Source organism: Streptococcus oralis subsp. oralis (assembly GCF_000960035.1).
GTDB classification, from domain to species: domain Bacteria; phylum Bacillota; class Bacilli; order Lactobacillales; family Streptococcaceae; genus Streptococcus; species Streptococcus oralis_G.
Genome location: NZ_JYGR01000002.1, coordinates 268,096 through 284,590, shown reverse-complemented (window position 1 = coordinate 284,590; position 16,495 = coordinate 268,096). Strand labels below are relative to the sequence as shown.

The following is a 16,495-nucleotide window of genomic DNA, read 5'->3' as shown; positions in this document are numbered from 1 at the left end:
AAAAATCAATGAAAAAAGAACAAATTCCTAATGTATTAACTATTGGTAGAATTCTCTTTATACCTCTCTTTATTCTTATTTTGACTTTGGGCCATTCACAAGGCAGTCATTTGCTGGCAGCGATCATCTTTGCAGTTGCTAGTATAACGGATTATCTTGATGGTTACCTTGCTCGCAAATGGAATGTAGTCAGCAACTTTGGAAAATTTGCTGATCCGATGGCCGATAAACTGTTGGTTATGTCAGCTTTTATCATGTTGATTGAGTTAGGTATGGCTCCAGCTTGGGTTGTTGCTATTATCATCTGCCGTGAACTTGCGGTGACAGGCTTGCGTTTGTTGCTTGTTGAGACGGGAGGGACAGTTCTAGCAGCAGCGATGCCAGGGAAAATCAAGACCTTTAGTCAGATGTTTGCCATTATCTTTTTGCTCTTACATTGGAATTTAATTGGTCAGCTGTTGCTTTATATAGCTTTGTTTTTCACCATCTACTCTGGTTATGATTATTTCAAGGGTAGCGCTCATGTATTCAAAGGGACATTTGGTTCGAAATGAAATTGATTATTGAAGTAAAAGATCTGTCTTTTCGTTACAAGGAAGACCAGGATCATTATGATGTTAATAATGTCTCGTTTCACGTGAAACGGGGAGAATGGCTTTCGATTGTAGGTCATAATGGGAGTGGGAAATCGACAACTATCCGTTTGATTGATGGCTTGCTTGAAGCAGAGTCTGGGGAAATCTGGATAGATGGGCAATTGCTGTCCTCTGAGAATGTTTGGGACTTACGCCGTCAAATTGGTATGGTTTTTCAAAATCCAGATAACCAATTTGTGGGGGCGACTGTTGAAGATGATGTTGCCTTTGGTTTAGAAAATCAGGGACTTCCTCGTGAAGAAATGAAGAAGAGAGTGGCTGAATCTTTGGAGTTGGTAGGGATGCTGGACTTTAAGAAGAGAGAACCAGCTCGTTTATCTGGTGGCCAAAAACAACGTGTGGCCATTGCAGGAGTTGTTGCCCTGAGGCCAGCTATTTTAATTTTGGACGAGGCTACAAGTATGTTGGATCCTGAGGGACGAAGAGAACTGATTCAGACAGTTCAAGAGATTCGAAAAGAAAACCAGATGACAGTCGTCTCCATTACACATGATTTAGAAGAAGTTGCGATGAGTGACCGTGTCTTGGTCATGAAAAAAGGCCAAGTGGAATCAACCAGCAGCCCAAGAGAACTTTTTTCTCGGGATGACCTTGACCAGATAGGGTTGGATGAGCCTTTTACTAATCAATTGAGAGAATCTTTGAGAGAGACTGGTTATCAGTTGCCGGATGGCTATTTGACAGAAGGAGAGCTAGAGGACAAGCTATGGGAATTACTCTAGAAAATGTGAGCTTTACCTATCAAGAGGGGACTCCCCTATCTTCATCAGCCTTGACTGATGTTTCTTTGACGATTGAGGATGGTTCCTATACAGCTTTAGTAGGGCACACAGGTAGTGGGAAATCAACGATTTTACAGCTTTTAAATGGCCTATTGGTACCAAGTAAGGGTTCTGTTCGAGTTTTCGATACCGTCATTACCCCTACATCAACCAATAAAGAAATTCGCCAGATTCGAAAGCAGGTTGGTCTAGTGTTTCAATTTGCTGAAAATCAGATTTTCGAAGAGACTGTTTTGAAAGATGTTGCATTTGGACCGCAAAATTTTGGAGTTTCTGAGGAAGAGGCCAAGAAAATTGCGCGTGAAAAGTTAGCCTTGGTAGGCATCGATGAGTCACTCTTTGAGCGCAGTCCTTTTGAACTTTCGGGTGGTCAGATGAGACGTGTGGCTATAGCAGGTATGCTAGCCATGGAGCCAACTGTCTTGGTTTTGGATGAGCCGACAGCAGGACTTGATCCTTTGGGCAGAAAAGAATTGATGACCCTATTTAAAAAACTCCACCTTTCTGGAATGACAATCGTTCTGGTAACGCATTTGATGGATGATGTAGCTGCATATGCTGATCAGGTCTATGTTATGGAAAAGGGACGTTTGGTCAAAAGTGGCAAACCGAGCGAAGTTTTCCAAGATGTAGCCTCTATGGAAAGAGTACAGTTAGGTGTGCCTAAAATCACAGCCTTTTGCAAACGTTTGGCAGATAGAGGTGTAGCTTTTAAAAAACTGCCAATCAAGATAGAGGAGTTTAAGGAGTCGCTAAATGGATAGTATGATTTTAGGGCGTTATATACCGGGGGATTCCATCATTCATCGCTTGGATCCACGTAGTAAATTGCTTGCTATGATCCTGTTAATTTTGATTGTATTTTGGGCCAATAATCCTCTCACCAATCTCATTCTGTTTATAGCGACAGGTATATTTATCGCTTTGTCAGGCGTTTCTCTCTCATTTTTCGTTCAGGGATTAAAATCCATGTTCTTCCTGATTGCTTTTACAACTCTTTTTCAGCTCTTTTTCATTTCGAGTGGAAATGTCCTATTTGAGTTTTCTTTTATAAGAATAACGGATTATGCTTTGCAACAAGCGGGAATCATTTTCTGTCGTTTTGTGTTGATTATTTTCTTTTCAACCTTGCTAACCTTAACGACCATGCCTTTGAGTCTGGCAGCTGCAGTTGAAGCTCTTTTGGCACCGCTGAAACGCGTGAAAGTTCCCGTTCATGAAATTGGTCTCATGTTATCAATGAGTTTGCGTTTTGTTCCAACCTTGATGGATGACACGACGAGAATTATGAATGCTCAAAAAGCTCGTGGAGTTGACTTTGGCGAAGGTAGCATCGTTCAAAAAGTAAAGGCTATGATTCCAATTTTAATTCCTCTTTTTGCGACGAGTTTAAAGCGTGCAGATTCATTGGCAATTGCCATGGAAGCGCGTGGTTATCAGGGAGGAAAGGGTAGAAGTCAGTATAGACAGTTGAGATGGAGTCAAAAGGATACACTGGCAATTCTTGTGATTTTAGTACTGGGATGTTTCTTATTTTTCTTAAAATCTTAGCAGGTTTGTAGGATTGATAAGAAGCTCATAGTAGCAGGTTTTTAGTATAAAGGTAGGAATATGAACCGTTTTAAAAAATCAAAATATCTAATCATCGTTTTTGTCACAGTTCTGGCAGTTTCTGTTCTATTAGTGACAACCTATTCAAGCGCTATTGTGACGAAACTAGGAGATGGGATTTCCTTAGTAGATAGAATTGTTCAGAAACCCTTTCAGTGGTTTGATACTTTCAAATCAGATTTGGGACATTTGACGCAGACTTACAATGAAAATGAGAGTCTAAAAAAACAGCTCTATCAACTAGAGGTGGAGTCTAATCAATCAGAAAGTTTAAAAAATGAAAATGAACAATTACGTCAGTTGCTGGATATGAAGTCAAAATTGCAGGCAACAAAAACCATTGCAGCAGATGTGATTATGCGGGCTCCAGTATCTTGGAAACAAGAGTTAACAATTGATGCGGGAAGTTCAAAAGGAGCTTCTGAAAATATGTTGGCCATTGCAAACGGGGGTTTGATTGGTAGTGTTTCAAAGGTGGAGGATCATTCAACAACGATCAACCTATTGACAAACACCGAAAATTCAGACAAAATTTCTGTTAAAATCCTGCATGGTTCTACTGAAATTTACGGGATTATTGTTGGTTATGATAAGGAGTCAGAACTGCTTAAAATTAGCCAATTAAATAGTAACAGTGACATTAGCGCAGGAGACAAGGTGACTACAGGGGGGCTCGGAAACTTTAATGTTAAGGATATCCCTGTTGGAGAGGTTGTTGCTACAACACACAGCAGTGATTATCTAACAAAGGAAGTAACAGTAAAGTTGAGTGCTGACACCAAAAATCTTCATGTGGTAGAGTTAGTGGGGAATTAGCAATGAGACTGTTAAAACAAATTGGTATTTTCTTTTTACTCCCTTTTGTCGTACTAATTGATGCACATATTGGACAATTAGCGGGATCCTTCTTCCCTCACTTTCATTTAGCAAGTCATTTTCTGTTTTTATTTCTCTTATTTGAGACAATTGAGGTTTCAGAATATCTCTATCTAGCTTATTGCGGTATAGTGGGTTTAGTGTACGATATCTATTTTTTCCACTTGATAGGAATTGCGACACTTCTATTTATCTTAATAGGTGCTTCGCTCCATAAATTTAATAGTGTAATTTTGCTAAACCGTTGGACAAGAATGTTAACAATAGTTGTGATGAGTTTCCTATTTGATATGGGGAGCTATCTCCTTGCTCTTGCTATGGGATTGACAGTAGAATCGATGCCAGTTTTCATCGTCTATAGCCTTGTCCCATCAATGATTTTAAACTTTTTATGGATGCTTATTTTCCAATATATTTTTGAAAAATGTTATCTATAAGAAAGAAATAAAAATGTAACAAAGGCGTAATATTTATTATGTCTTTTTTTGGTATACTAGTAATGTCTTAAATAGAAGGAGTATCTACACAATATGAAGAAAAAAATCTTAGCGTCACTTTTATTAAGTACAGTATTAGTGTCTCAAGCGGCGGTATTGACAATTGTCCACGCTGAAACAACTGATGAAAAGATTGCTGCTCAAGATAGTAAGATTAGTAATTTGACATCTCAACAAAAAGAAGCTCAAAAACAAGTAGATGAAATCCAAACGCAAGTTACAGCTATCCAAACTCAACAAACAAACTTAGAAGCTGAGAACGAAACTCTACAAGCTGAATCTAAAAAACTTGAAGGAGAAATTACAGAGCTCTCTAAGAATATTGTTGCTCGTAATGAATCTTTGGAAAAACAAGCACGTAGCGCACAAACAAACGGTGCTGCAACTAGCTATATCAATACAATTGTAAACTCAAAATCAATTACAGAAGCTATTTCACGTGTTGCAGCCATGAGCGAGATTGTATCAGCTAACAACAAAATGTTGGAACAACAGAAAGCTGATAAGAAATCTATCGCTGAGAAACAGGTTGCAAATAATGAAGCAATCAACACTGTCATTGCGAACCAACAAACACTTGCTGACGATGCACAAGCATTGACAACAAAACAAGCAGAGTTGAAAGTTGCTGAGTTAAACCTTGCTGCTGAGAAAGCAACTGCAGAAGGCGAAAAAGCTACTTTGCTAGAACAAAAAGCAACTGCAGAAGCAGAAGCAAAAGCAGCGGCTGAAGCAGAAGCAGCTTACAAAGCTCGTCAAGCAAGCCAACAACAATCAGTAGTTGCTTCAGGAAATACAAGCTTCTCTGCTCAAGTACAAGCGACATCAAGCTCTTCATCAGATGATGATTCAAGCTACACTCCAGCACCTGCTCCAACTCCAACTAGACAGCGTCCAACATACAGTACAAATGCTTCAAGTTATCCAACTGGTGAATGTACTTGGGGAGCTAAGACATTAGCACCTTGGGCTGGAGATTACTGGGGTAACGGAGCGCAGTGGGCTACAAGTGCAGCAGCTGCAGGATTCCGTACTGGATCAACTCCACAAGTTGGTGCGATTGCATGTTGGAATGACGGTGGATATGGACACGTAGCGGTTGTTACAGCAGTTTCATCATCAACTAGCATTCAAGTATCAGAATCAAACTATGGTGGAGATCGTACAATCGGTAACAAACGTGGATGGTTCAACCCAACTACAACTTCTGAAGGTTACGTAACATACATCTATCCAAACTAATGAATGAAACGAAGAGGCTCGATTTGAGCCTCTTTTATTATTTTTTATCGGAAGCAAGGCCGAAATCTATCAAAACCACTTGAAAATATCGCTAAAATGTGGTAAAATGAAACTTGTCGTGTAAACGATAATACTCATTCTTGATGAATTGTGAAACTGTTGCCCTCGGGTCGTTTTGCAAGTTGAAGTCGAGGAGAGGAAAAAAACAAAAAGGAGAAATACTCATGGCAGTAATTTCAATGAAACAACTTCTTGAGGCTGGTGTACACTTTGGTCACCAAACTCGTCGCTGGAACCCTAAGATGGCTAAGTACATCTTCACTGAGCGTAACGGAATCCACGTTATCGACTTGCAACAAACTGTAAAATACGCTGACCAAGCATACGACTTTATGCGTGATGCGGCAGCTAACGATGCAGTTGTATTGTTTGTTGGTACTAAAAAACAAGCTGCTGACGCTGTTAAAGAAGAAGCAGAGCGTTCAGGTCAATACTACATCAACCACCGTTGGTTGGGTGGAACTCTTACTAACTGGGGAACTATCCAAAAACGTATTGCTCGTTTGAAAGAAATCAAACGTATGGAAGAAGAAGGAATCTTCGACGTTCTTCCTAAGAAAGAAGTTGCACTTCTTAACAAACAACGTGCACGTCTTGAAAAATTCTTGGGTGGTATCGAAGACATGCCTCGTATCCCTGATGTAATGTACGTAGTTGACCCACATAAAGAACAAATCGCTGTTAAAGAAGCTAAAAAATTGGGTATCCCAGTTGTAGCGATGGTTGACACAAACACTGATCCAGACGATATCGATGTAATCATCCCAGCTAACGATGACGCTATCCGCGCTGTTAAATTGATCACAGCTAAATTGGCTGACGCTATCATCGAAGGACGTCAAGGTGAAGATGCAGCAGCAGTTGAAGCAGAATTTGCAGCTTCAGAAGCTCAAGCAGACTCAATCGAAGAAATCGTTGAAGTTGTAGAAGGCGACAACGCTTAATTCATATAAATAGTAATTACCTAGGAGGGCGGGGCCTAGCCCAGCTCTCCTATTTTTAAAAAATATAGGAGAATCAAAATGGCAGAAATTACAGCTAAACTTGTAAAAGAGTTGCGTGAAAAATCTGGTGCCGGTGTTATGGACGCTAAAAAAGCGCTTGTAGAAACAGACGGTGACATCGAAAAAGCGATTGAATTGCTTCGTGAAAAAGGTATGGCGAAAGCAGCTAAGAAAGCTGACCGTGTTGCTGCAGAAGGTTTGACTGGTGTTTATGTTAACGGTAACGTTGCAGCAGTAGTTGAAGTAAACGCTGAAACTGACTTCGTTGCGAAAAACGCTCAATTCGTTGACTTGGTAAACGCAACAGCTAAAGTAATTGCTGAAGGAAAACCAGCTAACAACGAAGAGGCTCTTGCTTTGACAATGCCTTCAGGTGAAACTCTTGAGGCTGCATATGTATCTGCAACAGCTACAATCGGTGAAAAAATCTCATTCCGTCGTTTTGCTTTGCTTGAAAAAACAGATGCGCAACACTTTGGAGCATACCAACACAATGGTGGTCGTATCGGTGTTATCTCTGTTATTGAAGGTGAAGACGAAGCGCTTGCTAAACAAATCTCAATGCACATTGCTGCGATGAAACCAACAGTTCTTTCTTACAAAGAATTGGATGAGCAATTCGTTAAAGATGAGTTGGCACAATTGAACCACGTAATCGACCAAGATAACGAAAGCCGTGCAATGGTTGGTAAACCAGCTCTTCCACACTTGAAGTATGGTTCAAAAGCACAATTGACTGATGAAGTGATTGCTCAAGCTGAAGCTGACATCAAAGCTGAGTTGGCTGCAGAAGGCAAACCAGAAAAAATCTGGGACAAAATCATCCCAGGTAAAATGGACCGCTTCATGCTTGACAACACTAAAGTTGACCAAGCATACACACTTCTTGCACAAGTATACATCATGGATGACAGCAAGACAGTTGAAGCTTACCTTGAATCAGTAAATGCTTCAGTAGTTGAGTTCGCTCGCTTTGAAGTTGGTGAAGGTATCGAGAAAGCTGCAAACGACTTTGAAGCAGAAGTTGCAGCTACAATGGCAGCAGCCTTGAATAACTAATAGAAAAGGAAGCGATTTGCTTCCTTTTTCTTTTGGTCTAGAGAGTAGATTCTGTATGAGTAAACAAAAAGCCCTTTAATAAGGGCTAAGTGCATTTAGGAGGCTACACTTCAAATTCATAGAGTGCTGTAGACAAATAACGTTCGCCGTTATCTGGTGCTAAAGCAAGGACTTTCTTACCTGTACCTAATTTCTTGGCAACCTCAATTGCCCCGTAAATTGCTGCAGCTGAAGAAATCCCAACAAGGAAGCCTTCTTTTCCACCAATTTCACGGCCAAGCGCTAGAGCATCATCTGACGTCACGCGGACGATACCATCATAGGCCTTTGTATCAAGTGTTTCAGGAATAAATCCAGCTGAGATGCCTTGAATTTTGTGAGGTCCTGGTTTTTCACCAGACAAGATAGCTGACTCGTCTGCCTCAACTGCATAAACTTGAATGTTGGGATTTGCTGCTTTAAGAGCGTGAGAAACACCTGAGATCGTTCCACCGGTGCCAACACCACCCACAAAAGCATCTAAACCATCAGAACCGAAAGCAGCCAGTATTTCAGCTCCTGTTGTTCTTTCGTGTACTTCTGGATTAGCTGGATTATTAAATTGGAGTGGAAGGAAGCCGTCACGTTGAGCAGCGATTTCCTGAGCTTTAGCAATGGCCCCTTTCATTCCTTCGCTACCAGGAGTAAGGACGAGTTCAGCACCATAGGCTTGGATAATCTTGCGTCGTTCCACACTCATCGTTTCAGGCATGACGATAACAACTTTATATCCTTTAGCGGCACCAACCCATGAAAGACCGATACCAGTGTTTCCACTCGTTGCTTCAACAATGGTAGCACCCGGTTTTAGAATACCATCTTGTTCCGCTTTTTCAATCATGCTAAGGGAAATGCGGTCTTTTACTGACGATCCAGGGTTAAAAGCTTCTAGTTTAACATAGACGTCTGCAGCACCCTCTGGAACAATGTTGTTAAGTTTAACAATCGGTGTTTGTCCAATAAGTTCAGTGATATTGTTATAAATAGTCATAGATGTACCTCTTTGTATAAGATGATACTAGTATAACGTGCTCTAGGCTATTTGTAAAATATAGAAATCCTATCGAAGCGATAGGATTTTTTTATATCAAAGGTCTAAGCCATTAATTTTCAATCGATTGTGATAAGCAAGTTCTAGTAAATAGGTGTAAAGGGGAAGAATATCCGTTTTCTTAGGAAATTCAAATTTGTGGTAACTAAAATGCTCATTATGTGCTTTTAGAAAGACATTTTCTAAATAAGTGATTGTAATCTCACTATCATCTATACCTGCTCCAGCAGTTTCCATTTCAACGTTTACAATGTTCATCAAAAAGAGTGACTTAACAGACACCTTGCGACCAGTGGCACCTTGCTTATCTGTAAAAATAATACGAATATTTGTAAAGATGATTGAATCTCGAATAAGTTTATACCCGCTTTGAATTTCTTCATTCTCTAGTAGATATTGACCATATTCTTTGATAAGAGTCTCTTTGTTTTCCTCGCTAAAGTTTCCAGCAAGTCCTTGAATAAATTTCCCAAACGCCATGTATTTCTCCTTTGTTTACACTAAGTTTACAGGAACTTCAACTTCCCGTAAGCCTTGATCAGTTAAAGTAACCTTTCCATTAAAGAACTCAACAAGAGCAGCTTTGATATTTTCTTTCTCTTCCTTATCAACATAGATCATTGTATCAACTTGATCTGTAAAGTTTGTATCCAACTCCATGAGATGGTGCTCTCTAAGAAAATTACCATATTCTTGATACTGAGCGTAAGACATCTGAATGGCTATGCCAGCCCGTTCTTTGATTTCAATAATGCCAATTTCTTTGACAGCCAAGGCTACACTACCTGCATAAGCACGAATCAAACCACCAGCACCTAGTTTGATGCCACCAAAGTAGCGAGTAACTACTACACAGACATTGGTAAGATTATGATTTTCTAAGACACCCAGCATAGGGACTCCGGCAGTACCACTAGGCTCCCCATCATCACTCGTACGTTTGATTTCACTGCGTTCCCCTATAATAAAAGCAGAGCAGTTATGGGTGGCTTTATAGTGTTCTTTTTTGATGGTAGTGATGAAGTCACGAGCCTCTTCTTCGCTATAAACACGCTTGACATGACAGATAAATCGGGATTTTTTGATTTCTTCTTGGACCTGCCCATCCTCTTTAATTGTTCTAAATTCCATGATTCAATTGTACTAAAAAAATATCTAAAGCGCTAGGTTTTTACGAATATTAAAGTATGAAAGTAAATCCAAATTACCTCGGTCGCTTGTTTACTGAGAAAGAATTAACTGAAGAAGAACGACAGGAAGCAATGAAACTGCCAGCAATGAGAAAAGAGAAGGGGAAACTATTTTGTCAACGTTGTAATAGTTCGATTCTAGAAGAATGGTATTTGCCTATCGGCGCTTACTATTGTAGGGAGTGTTTTCTGATGAAGCGAGTCAGGAGTGATCAAGTTTTATACTATTTTCCACAGGAAGATTTTCCTAAGCAAGATGTTCTCAAATGGCGTGGTCAGTTAACCCCTTTTCAGGAAAAGGTATCAGAGGGGTTGATTCGAGCAGTCGAAAAGAAAGAACCGACTTTAGTTCATGCTGTGACAGGAGCTGGAAAGACAGAGATGATCTATCAAGTTGTTGCCAAAGTGATTGATGATGGTGGTGCAGTTTGTTTGGCCAGTCCTCGAATTGATGTGTGTTTGGAACTGTATAAGCGACTGCAGAATGACTTTGCTTGCGATATAGCGCTACTCCATGGCGAATCAGAGCCTTATTTTCGAACTCCCCTAGTAGTTGCAACAACTCATCAGTTATTAAAATTTTATCATGCTTTTGATTTGTTGATAGTGGATGAGGTAGATGCCTTTCCTTATGTTGACAACACTATGCTTTACTATGCTGTGAAGAATAGTGTAAAGGAGGATGGATTAAGGATATTCCTTACAGCAACTTCTACAGATGAGTTAGATAGGAAGGTTCGCACAGGAGAATTAAAACGATTAAGCTTGCCGAGACGGTTTCATGGAAATCCTTTGATTATTCCTAAACCTGTCTGGTTATCAGATTTTAATCGCTGTTTAGAGAAAAACCAATTGTCAACCAAGTTAAAGACCTATATTGAGAAACAGAGAAGATCAGGTTATCCCTTACTGATTTTTGCATCAGAGATTAAGAAAGGCGAAAAACTAAAAGAAATACTACAGGTGAATTTCCCGAATGAGAATATCGGTTTTGTATCTTCTGTCACAGAAGATCGATTAGAGCAAGTACAAGCTTTTCGAGACGGAGAACTAACAATACTGATCAGTACGACAATATTGGAACGCGGGGTTACCTTCCCTTGTGTGGATGTTTTCGTAGTAGAAGCTAATCATCGTCTCTTTACCAAGTCTAGTTTGATTCAGATTGGTGGTCGAGTTGGGCGTAGTATGGACAGACCAATTGGTGAGTTGCTCTTCTTTCATGATGGATTAAATACTTCCATCAAGAAGGCAATAAAGGAAATCAAGCAGATGAACAAGGAGGCTGGATTATGAACTGTTTATTATGTGGTCAGGCTACAAAGGGGGAGTTAACTTTTAGTAGGCTCTTCCTTTTGAAGCACGACTGCAGTTATCTATGCTCAGCTTGTGCTACGATTTTTGAGAATATTGGTGAGAATTATTGTCCAAACTGTATGAAAACAGGCATGTCAACTAAGTGTCAAGATTGTAAACTTTGGTGTAAAGAAGGAATTCAGGTTGATCATAAGGCAATCTTTACCTATAATCAAGCCATGAAAGACTTTTTCAGTAGATATAAGTTTGATGGCGATTTTTTGCTTAGAAAAGTTTTTGCTTCTGTTCTTGCTGAGGAGCTGAAAAAGTATAGAGGTTATCAATTTGTTGTAATTCCCCTAAGTCCTGGAAGATTGCTTGAGAGGGGGTTTAACCAAGTCGAGGGTTTGGTTGAGGCAGCAGGCTTTTCTTTTAAAGATATATTAGGAAAAAGAGAAGAGAGTGCTAGTTCTTCTAAAAGCCGTTTAGAAAGGTTGGCTACTGAAATTCCATTTTTTATCAAAGATGGAATCTCACTTCCTAAGAAGATTTTGCTGATTGATGACATCTATACAACAGGGGCAACTGTGAATCGTGTGAAACGACTTTTGGCAGAAGCAGGTGCTTTGGAAGTTAAAACTTTTTCCCTTGTAAGATGAGGAAAAAATTTGCAAAATGAAAATGAAAGCGTTATAATATAATTAGAAAAACAAAAATGTTTAGAAAGAAGGTACTTATATGATTAAATATAGTATCCGTGGTGAAAACCTAGAAGTAACAGAAGCAATTCGTGATTATGTAGTTTCTAAACTCGAAAAGATCGAAAAGTATTTTCAACCTGAGCAAGAGTTGGATGCACGAGTAAACCTGAAAGTTTACCGTGAAAAAACAGCAAAGGTTGAAGTAACAATTCCGCTTGGATCTATCACTCTTCGTGCTGAAGATATTTCTCAAGATATGTATGGTTCTATCGATCTTGTAACAGATAAAATTGAACGTCAGATTCGTAAAAATAAAACTAAAATCGAACGTAAGAATAAAAATAAAGTTGCGACAAGTCAACTCTTTACAGATGCTCTAGTTGAAGATGCAAATGTTGTGCAACCAAAAGTCGTTCGTTCAAAACAAATTGATTTGAAGCCAATGGATTTAGAAGAAGCTCTTCTCCAAATGGATTTATTGGGACATGATTTCTTTATCTATGTAGATGTAGAAGATCAAACAACCAATGTTTTGTATCGTCGTGAAGATGGTGAAGTTGGTTTGTTAGAAGTAAAAGAATCATAAAATAGAATGTTTAAAGTGGTTTACACCAGTGTAAACCACTTTTGTATTGCATTATTATGAAAGGTATAAATGGGGGCAGTTATGAAAGACGTGGTGATTGTTTCAGCAGTGCGAACTCCAATAGGCTCCTTTGGAGGAAGTTTGAAGAATGTTTCAGCTGTTGATTTGGGAGCTTTGGTTATTAAGAGTGCTTTGGAAAAAGCCAATGTCAAACCAGAGCAGGTAGACGAAGTGATTATGGGGAATGTCCTAGGCGCAGGTTTAGGTCAAAACGTAGCTCGTCAAATGAGCGTTCATGCAGGACTCCCTGAATTTACACCAGCCTTTACTATCAACAAGGTTTGTGGTTCCGGTTTGAAGGCCGTGCAGTTGGCTGCTCAAGCGATACGATGTGGCGATGCAGATATTATCGTAGCTGGTGGTGCAGAAAACATGAGTCAGGCGCCATACGTTTTGCCAAGTTTCCGTTGGGGTGGTCGTATGGGCGATTCGAAAGTTGTTGATACCATGCTCAAGGATGGTTTGTCTGATGCCTTTAACGAATACCATATGGGAATTACAGCCGAGAATGTGGCTGAAGAATATGGTGTCAGTCGAGAAGAGCAAGATGCTCTTGCTTTAGAGTCACAAAAACGAGCAGTTGCAGCTATAGAATCTGGACGCTTTAAAGAAGAGATTGTGCCAGTTGTCATTCCTCAACGCAAAGGCAATCTTATCGTTTTTGATACAGATGAATATCCTAGAAAAGATGCTAGCTTAGAGAGTTTGTCTAAGCTAGGTTCTGTTTTCAAAAAAGACGGTTCGGTCACAGCGGGAAATGCTTCAGGAATCAATGACGGGGCAGCGGCTGTCTTAATCATGAGTGCTGAAAAAGCTAAAGAATTAGGATTGCCAGTGATTGTCCGCATTCGTTCGTATGCAAGTGTAGGTTTGGATCCTAAGATGATGGGATGTGGGCCGATTTATGCGACTCGCAAGGCTCTTGAAAAAGGCAATTTGACAGTTGATGATCTCGACTTGATTGAGTCAAATGAAGCTTTTGCTGCTCAGGCTTGTGCGGTTGGCAAAACACTTGGTTTCAACACAGATATTGTCAATGTCAATGGTGGCGCCATTGCTCTTGGTCACCCAATTGGGGCCTCCGGTTGCCGTATCCTAGTAACGCTGGTACATGAGATGATGAAACGAGATGCTAAAACTGGGTTAGCAACTCTCTGTATCGGAGGAGGGATGGGGACTGCCCTTATCGTGGAACGTTAGGTGTTAGTGATCTGAACACGTGGGTAGGAGGGTGATGATCCCCTCCTCCTTTTGTGTCTGAAGTTAGAGAAATCAATCATGAAAGAAGGGCTTGCATCTTTTAAAGGGTCGCTTTTTAAGGGCATTTGTGATATAATAATGCGCAAGAGGTTTAGAATGAAAAAAAATAATTTAACTCCGAATTCTGCTATTCTACTAGGGATTGCAACTTTCGGAACCTTAACAATGCTGATTATTTTTTCACAAAATAATGTTGTAACAATCAGTGTCTTGTTTTTATTTGTACTTCTTTATCTGCTTTTATTTGTCTGGCAAAAAAAACAGTATGAAAAGAGCGAAATTGAACAAATCCAATACGTAAATCATCAAGCTGAAGATAGCTTAAACACGCTGCTCGAACAAATGCCGGTTGGTGTTCTGAAATTAGACCTATCTACTGGCGAAGTGGAATGGTTTAATCCTTATGCTGAGTTGATTTTGACTACTGAAGAAGGCGAAATTGATGTTGAGTTAATTCAAACCATCATCAAGGCTTCTGTTGGGAATCCTGGTTCGTATGCTACCTTGGGCGAAACACGATATGCTGTTCATATGGACAAGGCTTCAGGTGTTTTGTATTTCTTTGATGTTTCTGGGGAGTACGAAGCAACTGTCGAATTGGTAACTAGCCGTCCAGTCATTGGAGTCATCTCAGTAGATAACTATGATGATTTGGAGGATGCGACATCGGACTCTGATATCAGCCATATCAATAGCTTTGTAGCTAATTTTGTTTCAGAATTTGCTAGTAAGTATGCTATGTTTTCTCGCCGTGTGGGGATGGATCGTTTTTATGTATTCACAGATTACACGGTACTAGAGGAATTGATGAATGATAAATTCTCTGTTATTGATACTTTCCGAGAAGAATCAAAACAGAGGCATCTACCCCTAACTTTAAGTATGGGATTTTCTTATGGTGATGGAAACCATGAAGAGATTGGGAAAATTGCCTTGCTCAACTTGAACTTAGCAGAAGTTCGCGGTGGTGACCAGGTGGTGGTCAAGGAAAATAACGAAACCAAGAATCCAGTCTACTTCGGTGGAGGAACTGCTGCGTCTATTAAACGTACTCGTACACGTACGAGAGCCATGATGACAGCCATTTCTGATAAGATTCGAAGTGTTGACCAGGTTTTTGTAGTCGGTCATAAAAATCTAGACATGGATGCTTTGGGCTCTGCTGTCGGTATGCAGTTGTTTGCAAGTAATATTATCGAGAACAGTTATGCTGTCTACGATGCAGACCATATGCCAGCAGATATCGAACGTGCTATTCAGTTCTTGAAGAAGGAAGATGTCACGAAACTTTTATCTCTTACAGATGCGATGAAGTTAGTTACAAACCGTTCATTATTGATTCTAGTGGATCATTCCAAGACGGCTTTGACCTTGTCAAAAGATTTTTATGATTTGTTCACTCAAACTATTGTTATTGACCATCATAGACGTGATCAGGATTTCCCAGAGAATGCAGTCATCACCTATATCGAAAGTGGAGCAAGTAGTGCCAGTGAGTTGGTCACAGAATTGATTCAGTTCCAAAATTCTAAGAAAAATCGTTTGAGTCGTATGCAGGCCAGTGTTTTGATGGCTGGTATGATGCTGGATACCAAGAATTTCACATCTCGCGTGACGAGCCGAACCTTTGATGTGGCGAGCTATCTGAGAACACGGGGAAGCGATAGTATTGCTATCCAGGAGATTGCTGCGACAGATTTTGAAGAATACCGTGAGGTAAATGAACTCATTTTACAAGGTCGTAAGTTAGGTTCAGATATCTTGATTGCCCAAGCTAAGGACTCAAGGACTTATGACACAGTTGTTATCAGTAAGGCTGCTGATGCTATGTTGGCTATGTCTGGTATTGAGGCTAGTTTCGTTCTGGCAAAAAATACACAAGGATTTATCTCTATCTCGGCTCGAAGTCGTAGTAAAATCAACGTCCAACGTATTATGGAAGAGTTGGGTGGCGGTGGTCACTTTAATCTAGCTGCCGCGCAAATCGAGAATATGAGTCTAACAGAAGTTGGAGACAAACTGACTCAACTTGTCTTAGATGAACTAAAGGAAAAGGAGAAAGAAGAATGAAAGTAATCTTTTTAGCAGATGTCAAAGGAAAAGGGAAAAAAGGCGAAATCAAGGAAGTGCCAACTGGCTACGCTCAAAACTTCCTGATTAAAAAGAATTTGGCTAAGGAAGCGACTGCTCAAGCAGTGGGTGAGTTGCGTGGAAAACAAAAATCTGAAGAAAAAGCTCATGCAGAGATGATTGCTGAAGCAAAGGCTATCAAGGCTAAGCTTGAAGCAGAAGAAACTGTTGTAGAGTTTGTTGAAAAGGTTGGACCAGATGGCCGTACATTTGGCTCTATCACTAACAAGAAAATTGCAGAAGAATTGCAAAAGCAGTTTGGTATTAAGATTGACAAACGCAATATTCAAGTGCAAGCACCAATTCGAGCAGTAGGTTTGATTGATGTACCAGTGAAGATCTATCAAGATGTTACAAGTGTCATCAATCTTTGTGTAAAAGAAGGTTAAGTTTAC

The 16,495-nt window shown here is 40.0% G+C and carries 18 protein-coding genes; 15 read left to right on the top strand and 3 right to left on the bottom strand.

What is annotated here, in order from left to right; all coding sequences use genetic code 11:
- Positions 1–8: 8 nt before the first annotated feature.
- The 9 genes from pgsA (at position 9) to tsf (ending at position 7,787) form a co-directional block, all read left to right on the top strand.
- Positions 9–554 (top strand): CDP-diacylglycerol--glycerol-3-phosphate 3-phosphatidyltransferase, encoded by a 546-nt coding sequence (gene pgsA / locus TZ92_RS01635; RefSeq protein WP_000712149.1) that lies wholly within the window; start codon positions 9–11, stop codon positions 552–554.
- On the top strand, positions 551–1,378 hold the full coding sequence (locus tag TZ92_RS01630; RefSeq protein ID WP_033630539.1) for an energy-coupling factor ABC transporter ATP-binding protein: 828 nt from the start codon (positions 551–553) through the stop codon (positions 1,376–1,378). Before pgsA ends, TZ92_RS01630 begins: the two co-directional genes overlap by 4 nt.
- Positions 1,363–2,202 carry an energy-coupling factor transporter ATPase gene (locus tag TZ92_RS01625; protein ID WP_033630537.1) on the top strand — a complete coding sequence of 280 codons (840 nt, stop codon included), beginning with the start codon at positions 1,363–1,365 and terminating at the stop codon, positions 2,200–2,202. Before TZ92_RS01630 ends, TZ92_RS01625 begins: the two co-directional genes overlap by 16 nt.
- Positions 2,195–2,989 carry an energy-coupling factor transporter transmembrane component T family protein gene (locus tag TZ92_RS01620; protein WP_000377881.1) on the top strand — a complete coding sequence of 265 codons (795 nt, stop codon included), beginning with the start codon at positions 2,195–2,197 and terminating at the stop codon, positions 2,987–2,989. The genes TZ92_RS01625 and TZ92_RS01620 overlap by 8 nt, the downstream gene beginning before the upstream one ends.
- A gap of 60 nt (positions 2,990–3,049) precedes the next feature.
- Positions 3,050–3,865 (top strand): rod shape-determining protein MreC, encoded by an 816-nt coding sequence (gene mreC / locus TZ92_RS01615; RefSeq protein WP_001078970.1) that lies wholly within the window; start codon positions 3,050–3,052, stop codon positions 3,863–3,865.
- Positions 3,866–3,867: 2 nt separating this feature from the next.
- Positions 3,868–4,362 (top strand): rod shape-determining protein MreD, encoded by a 495-nt coding sequence (mreD, locus tag TZ92_RS01610; RefSeq protein WP_001237915.1) that lies wholly within the window; start codon positions 3,868–3,870, stop codon positions 4,360–4,362.
- A gap of 93 nt (positions 4,363–4,455) precedes the next feature.
- Complete coding sequence (pcsB, locus tag TZ92_RS01605) at positions 4,456–5,664, top strand: peptidoglycan hydrolase PcsB (RefSeq protein WP_033630536.1); 1,209 nt, start codon at positions 4,456–4,458, stop codon at positions 5,662–5,664.
- Positions 5,665–5,888: 224 nt separating this feature from the next.
- Positions 5,889–6,668, top strand: a complete 780-nt coding sequence (gene rpsB / locus TZ92_RS01600; RefSeq protein WP_000268475.1) for a 30S ribosomal protein S2 — start codon at positions 5,889–5,891, stop codon at positions 6,666–6,668.
- A 78-nt stretch (positions 6,669–6,746) separates the two neighbouring features.
- Positions 6,747–7,787, top strand: a complete 1,041-nt coding sequence (gene tsf / locus TZ92_RS01595) for a translation elongation factor Ts (RefSeq protein WP_033630535.1) — start codon at positions 6,747–6,749, stop codon at positions 7,785–7,787.
- Between the two features lie 103 nt (positions 7,788–7,890).
- Here the strand turns inward: tsf and cysK are convergent, their stop codons facing one another.
- The 3 genes from cysK to TZ92_RS01580 form a co-directional block, all read right to left on the bottom strand.
- Positions 7,891–8,817 (bottom strand): cysteine synthase A, encoded by a 927-nt coding sequence (gene cysK / locus TZ92_RS01590; RefSeq protein ID WP_033630534.1) that lies wholly within the window; start codon positions 8,815–8,817, stop codon positions 7,891–7,893.
- 96 nt (positions 8,818–8,913) lie between these two features.
- Entirely contained in the window at positions 8,914–9,357 is a 444-nt protein-coding gene (locus tag TZ92_RS01585) for a PH domain-containing protein (RefSeq protein WP_033630533.1), read from the bottom strand.
- A 15-nt stretch (positions 9,358–9,372) separates the two neighbouring features.
- Entirely contained in the window at positions 9,373–10,008 is a 636-nt protein-coding gene (locus TZ92_RS01580) for a YigZ family protein (RefSeq protein ID WP_033630532.1), read from the bottom strand.
- Positions 10,009–10,064: 56 nt separating this feature from the next.
- Here TZ92_RS01580 and TZ92_RS01575 point away from each other — a divergent pair, with 56 nt between their 5' ends.
- The 6 genes from TZ92_RS01575 (at position 10,065) to rplI (ending at position 16,489) form a co-directional block, all read left to right on the top strand.
- The gene (locus TZ92_RS01575) at positions 10,065–11,363 is read left to right on the top strand and encodes an ATP-dependent helicase ComFA (protein ID WP_033630531.1); all 1,299 of its coding nucleotides are present in this window, start codon (positions 10,065–10,067) and stop codon (positions 11,361–11,363) included.
- A complete protein-coding gene (locus TZ92_RS01570; protein WP_033630530.1) occupies positions 11,360–12,022 on the top strand; it encodes a ComF family protein in 663 nt (220 codons plus the stop codon). The genes TZ92_RS01575 and TZ92_RS01570 overlap by 4 nt, the downstream gene beginning before the upstream one ends.
- Before the next feature lie 79 nt (positions 12,023–12,101).
- Positions 12,102–12,650 carry a ribosome hibernation-promoting factor, HPF/YfiA family gene (gene hpf / locus TZ92_RS01565; protein ID WP_000599111.1) on the top strand — a complete coding sequence of 183 codons (549 nt, stop codon included), beginning with the start codon at positions 12,102–12,104 and terminating at the stop codon, positions 12,648–12,650.
- 81 nt (positions 12,651–12,731) lie between these two features.
- On the top strand, positions 12,732–13,910 hold the full coding sequence (locus TZ92_RS01560) for an acetyl-CoA C-acetyltransferase (protein WP_033630578.1): 1,179 nt from the start codon (positions 12,732–12,734) through the stop codon (positions 13,908–13,910).
- 156 nt (positions 13,911–14,066) lie between these two features.
- Positions 14,067–16,040 carry a DHH family phosphoesterase gene (locus tag TZ92_RS01555; RefSeq protein ID WP_033630529.1) on the top strand — a complete coding sequence of 658 codons (1,974 nt, stop codon included), beginning with the start codon at positions 14,067–14,069 and terminating at the stop codon, positions 16,038–16,040.
- Complete coding sequence (gene rplI / locus TZ92_RS01550) at positions 16,037–16,489, top strand: 50S ribosomal protein L9 (protein ID WP_033630528.1); 453 nt, start codon at positions 16,037–16,039, stop codon at positions 16,487–16,489. Before TZ92_RS01555 ends, rplI begins: the two co-directional genes overlap by 4 nt.
- Positions 16,490–16,495 lie beyond the last annotated feature (6 nt).

Excerpts from the sequence above, each read along its gene's own strand:
- TZ92_RS01620 (WP_000377881.1), top strand. The coding sequence starts at position 2,195 with ATGGATAGTATGATTTTAGGGCGTTATATACCGGGGGATTCCATCATT.
- TZ92_RS01570 (WP_033630530.1), top strand. The coding sequence starts at position 11,360 with ATGAACTGTTTATTATGTGGTCAGGCTACAAAGGGGGAGTTAACTTTT.
- rplI (WP_033630528.1), top strand. The coding sequence starts at position 16,037 with ATGAAAGTAATCTTTTTAGCAGATGTCAAAGGAAAAGGGAAAAAAGGC.
- pcsB (WP_033630536.1), top strand. The coding sequence starts at position 4,456 with ATGAAGAAAAAAATCTTAGCGTCACTTTTATTAAGTACAGTATTAGTG.
- TZ92_RS01580 (WP_033630532.1), bottom strand. The coding sequence starts at position 10,008 with ATGGAATTTAGAACAATTAAAGAGGATGGGCAGGTCCAAGAAGAAATC.
- TZ92_RS01585 (WP_033630533.1), bottom strand. The coding sequence starts at position 9,357 with ATGGCGTTTGGGAAATTTATTCAAGGACTTGCTGGAAACTTTAGCGAG.
- TZ92_RS01625 (WP_033630537.1), top strand. The coding sequence starts at position 1,363 with ATGGGAATTACTCTAGAAAATGTGAGCTTTACCTATCAAGAGGGGACT.
- pgsA (WP_000712149.1), top strand. The coding sequence starts at position 9 with ATGAAAAAAGAACAAATTCCTAATGTATTAACTATTGGTAGAATTCTC.
- mreC (WP_001078970.1), top strand. The coding sequence starts at position 3,050 with ATGAACCGTTTTAAAAAATCAAAATATCTAATCATCGTTTTTGTCACA.
- tsf (WP_033630535.1), top strand. The coding sequence starts at position 6,747 with ATGGCAGAAATTACAGCTAAACTTGTAAAAGAGTTGCGTGAAAAATCT.
- TZ92_RS01575 (WP_033630531.1), top strand. The coding sequence starts at position 10,065 with ATGAAAGTAAATCCAAATTACCTCGGTCGCTTGTTTACTGAGAAAGAA.
- cysK (WP_033630534.1), bottom strand. The coding sequence starts at position 8,817 with ATGACTATTTATAACAATATCACTGAACTTATTGGACAAACACCGATT.
- TZ92_RS01560 (WP_033630578.1), top strand. The coding sequence starts at position 12,732 with ATGAAAGACGTGGTGATTGTTTCAGCAGTGCGAACTCCAATAGGCTCC.
- hpf (WP_000599111.1), top strand. The coding sequence starts at position 12,102 with ATGATTAAATATAGTATCCGTGGTGAAAACCTAGAAGTAACAGAAGCA.
- TZ92_RS01555 (WP_033630529.1), top strand. The coding sequence starts at position 14,067 with ATGAAAAAAAATAATTTAACTCCGAATTCTGCTATTCTACTAGGGATT.
- TZ92_RS01630 (WP_033630539.1), top strand. The coding sequence starts at position 551 with ATGAAATTGATTATTGAAGTAAAAGATCTGTCTTTTCGTTACAAGGAA.
- rpsB (WP_000268475.1), top strand. The coding sequence starts at position 5,889 with ATGGCAGTAATTTCAATGAAACAACTTCTTGAGGCTGGTGTACACTTT.
- mreD (WP_001237915.1), top strand. The coding sequence starts at position 3,868 with ATGAGACTGTTAAAACAAATTGGTATTTTCTTTTTACTCCCTTTTGTC.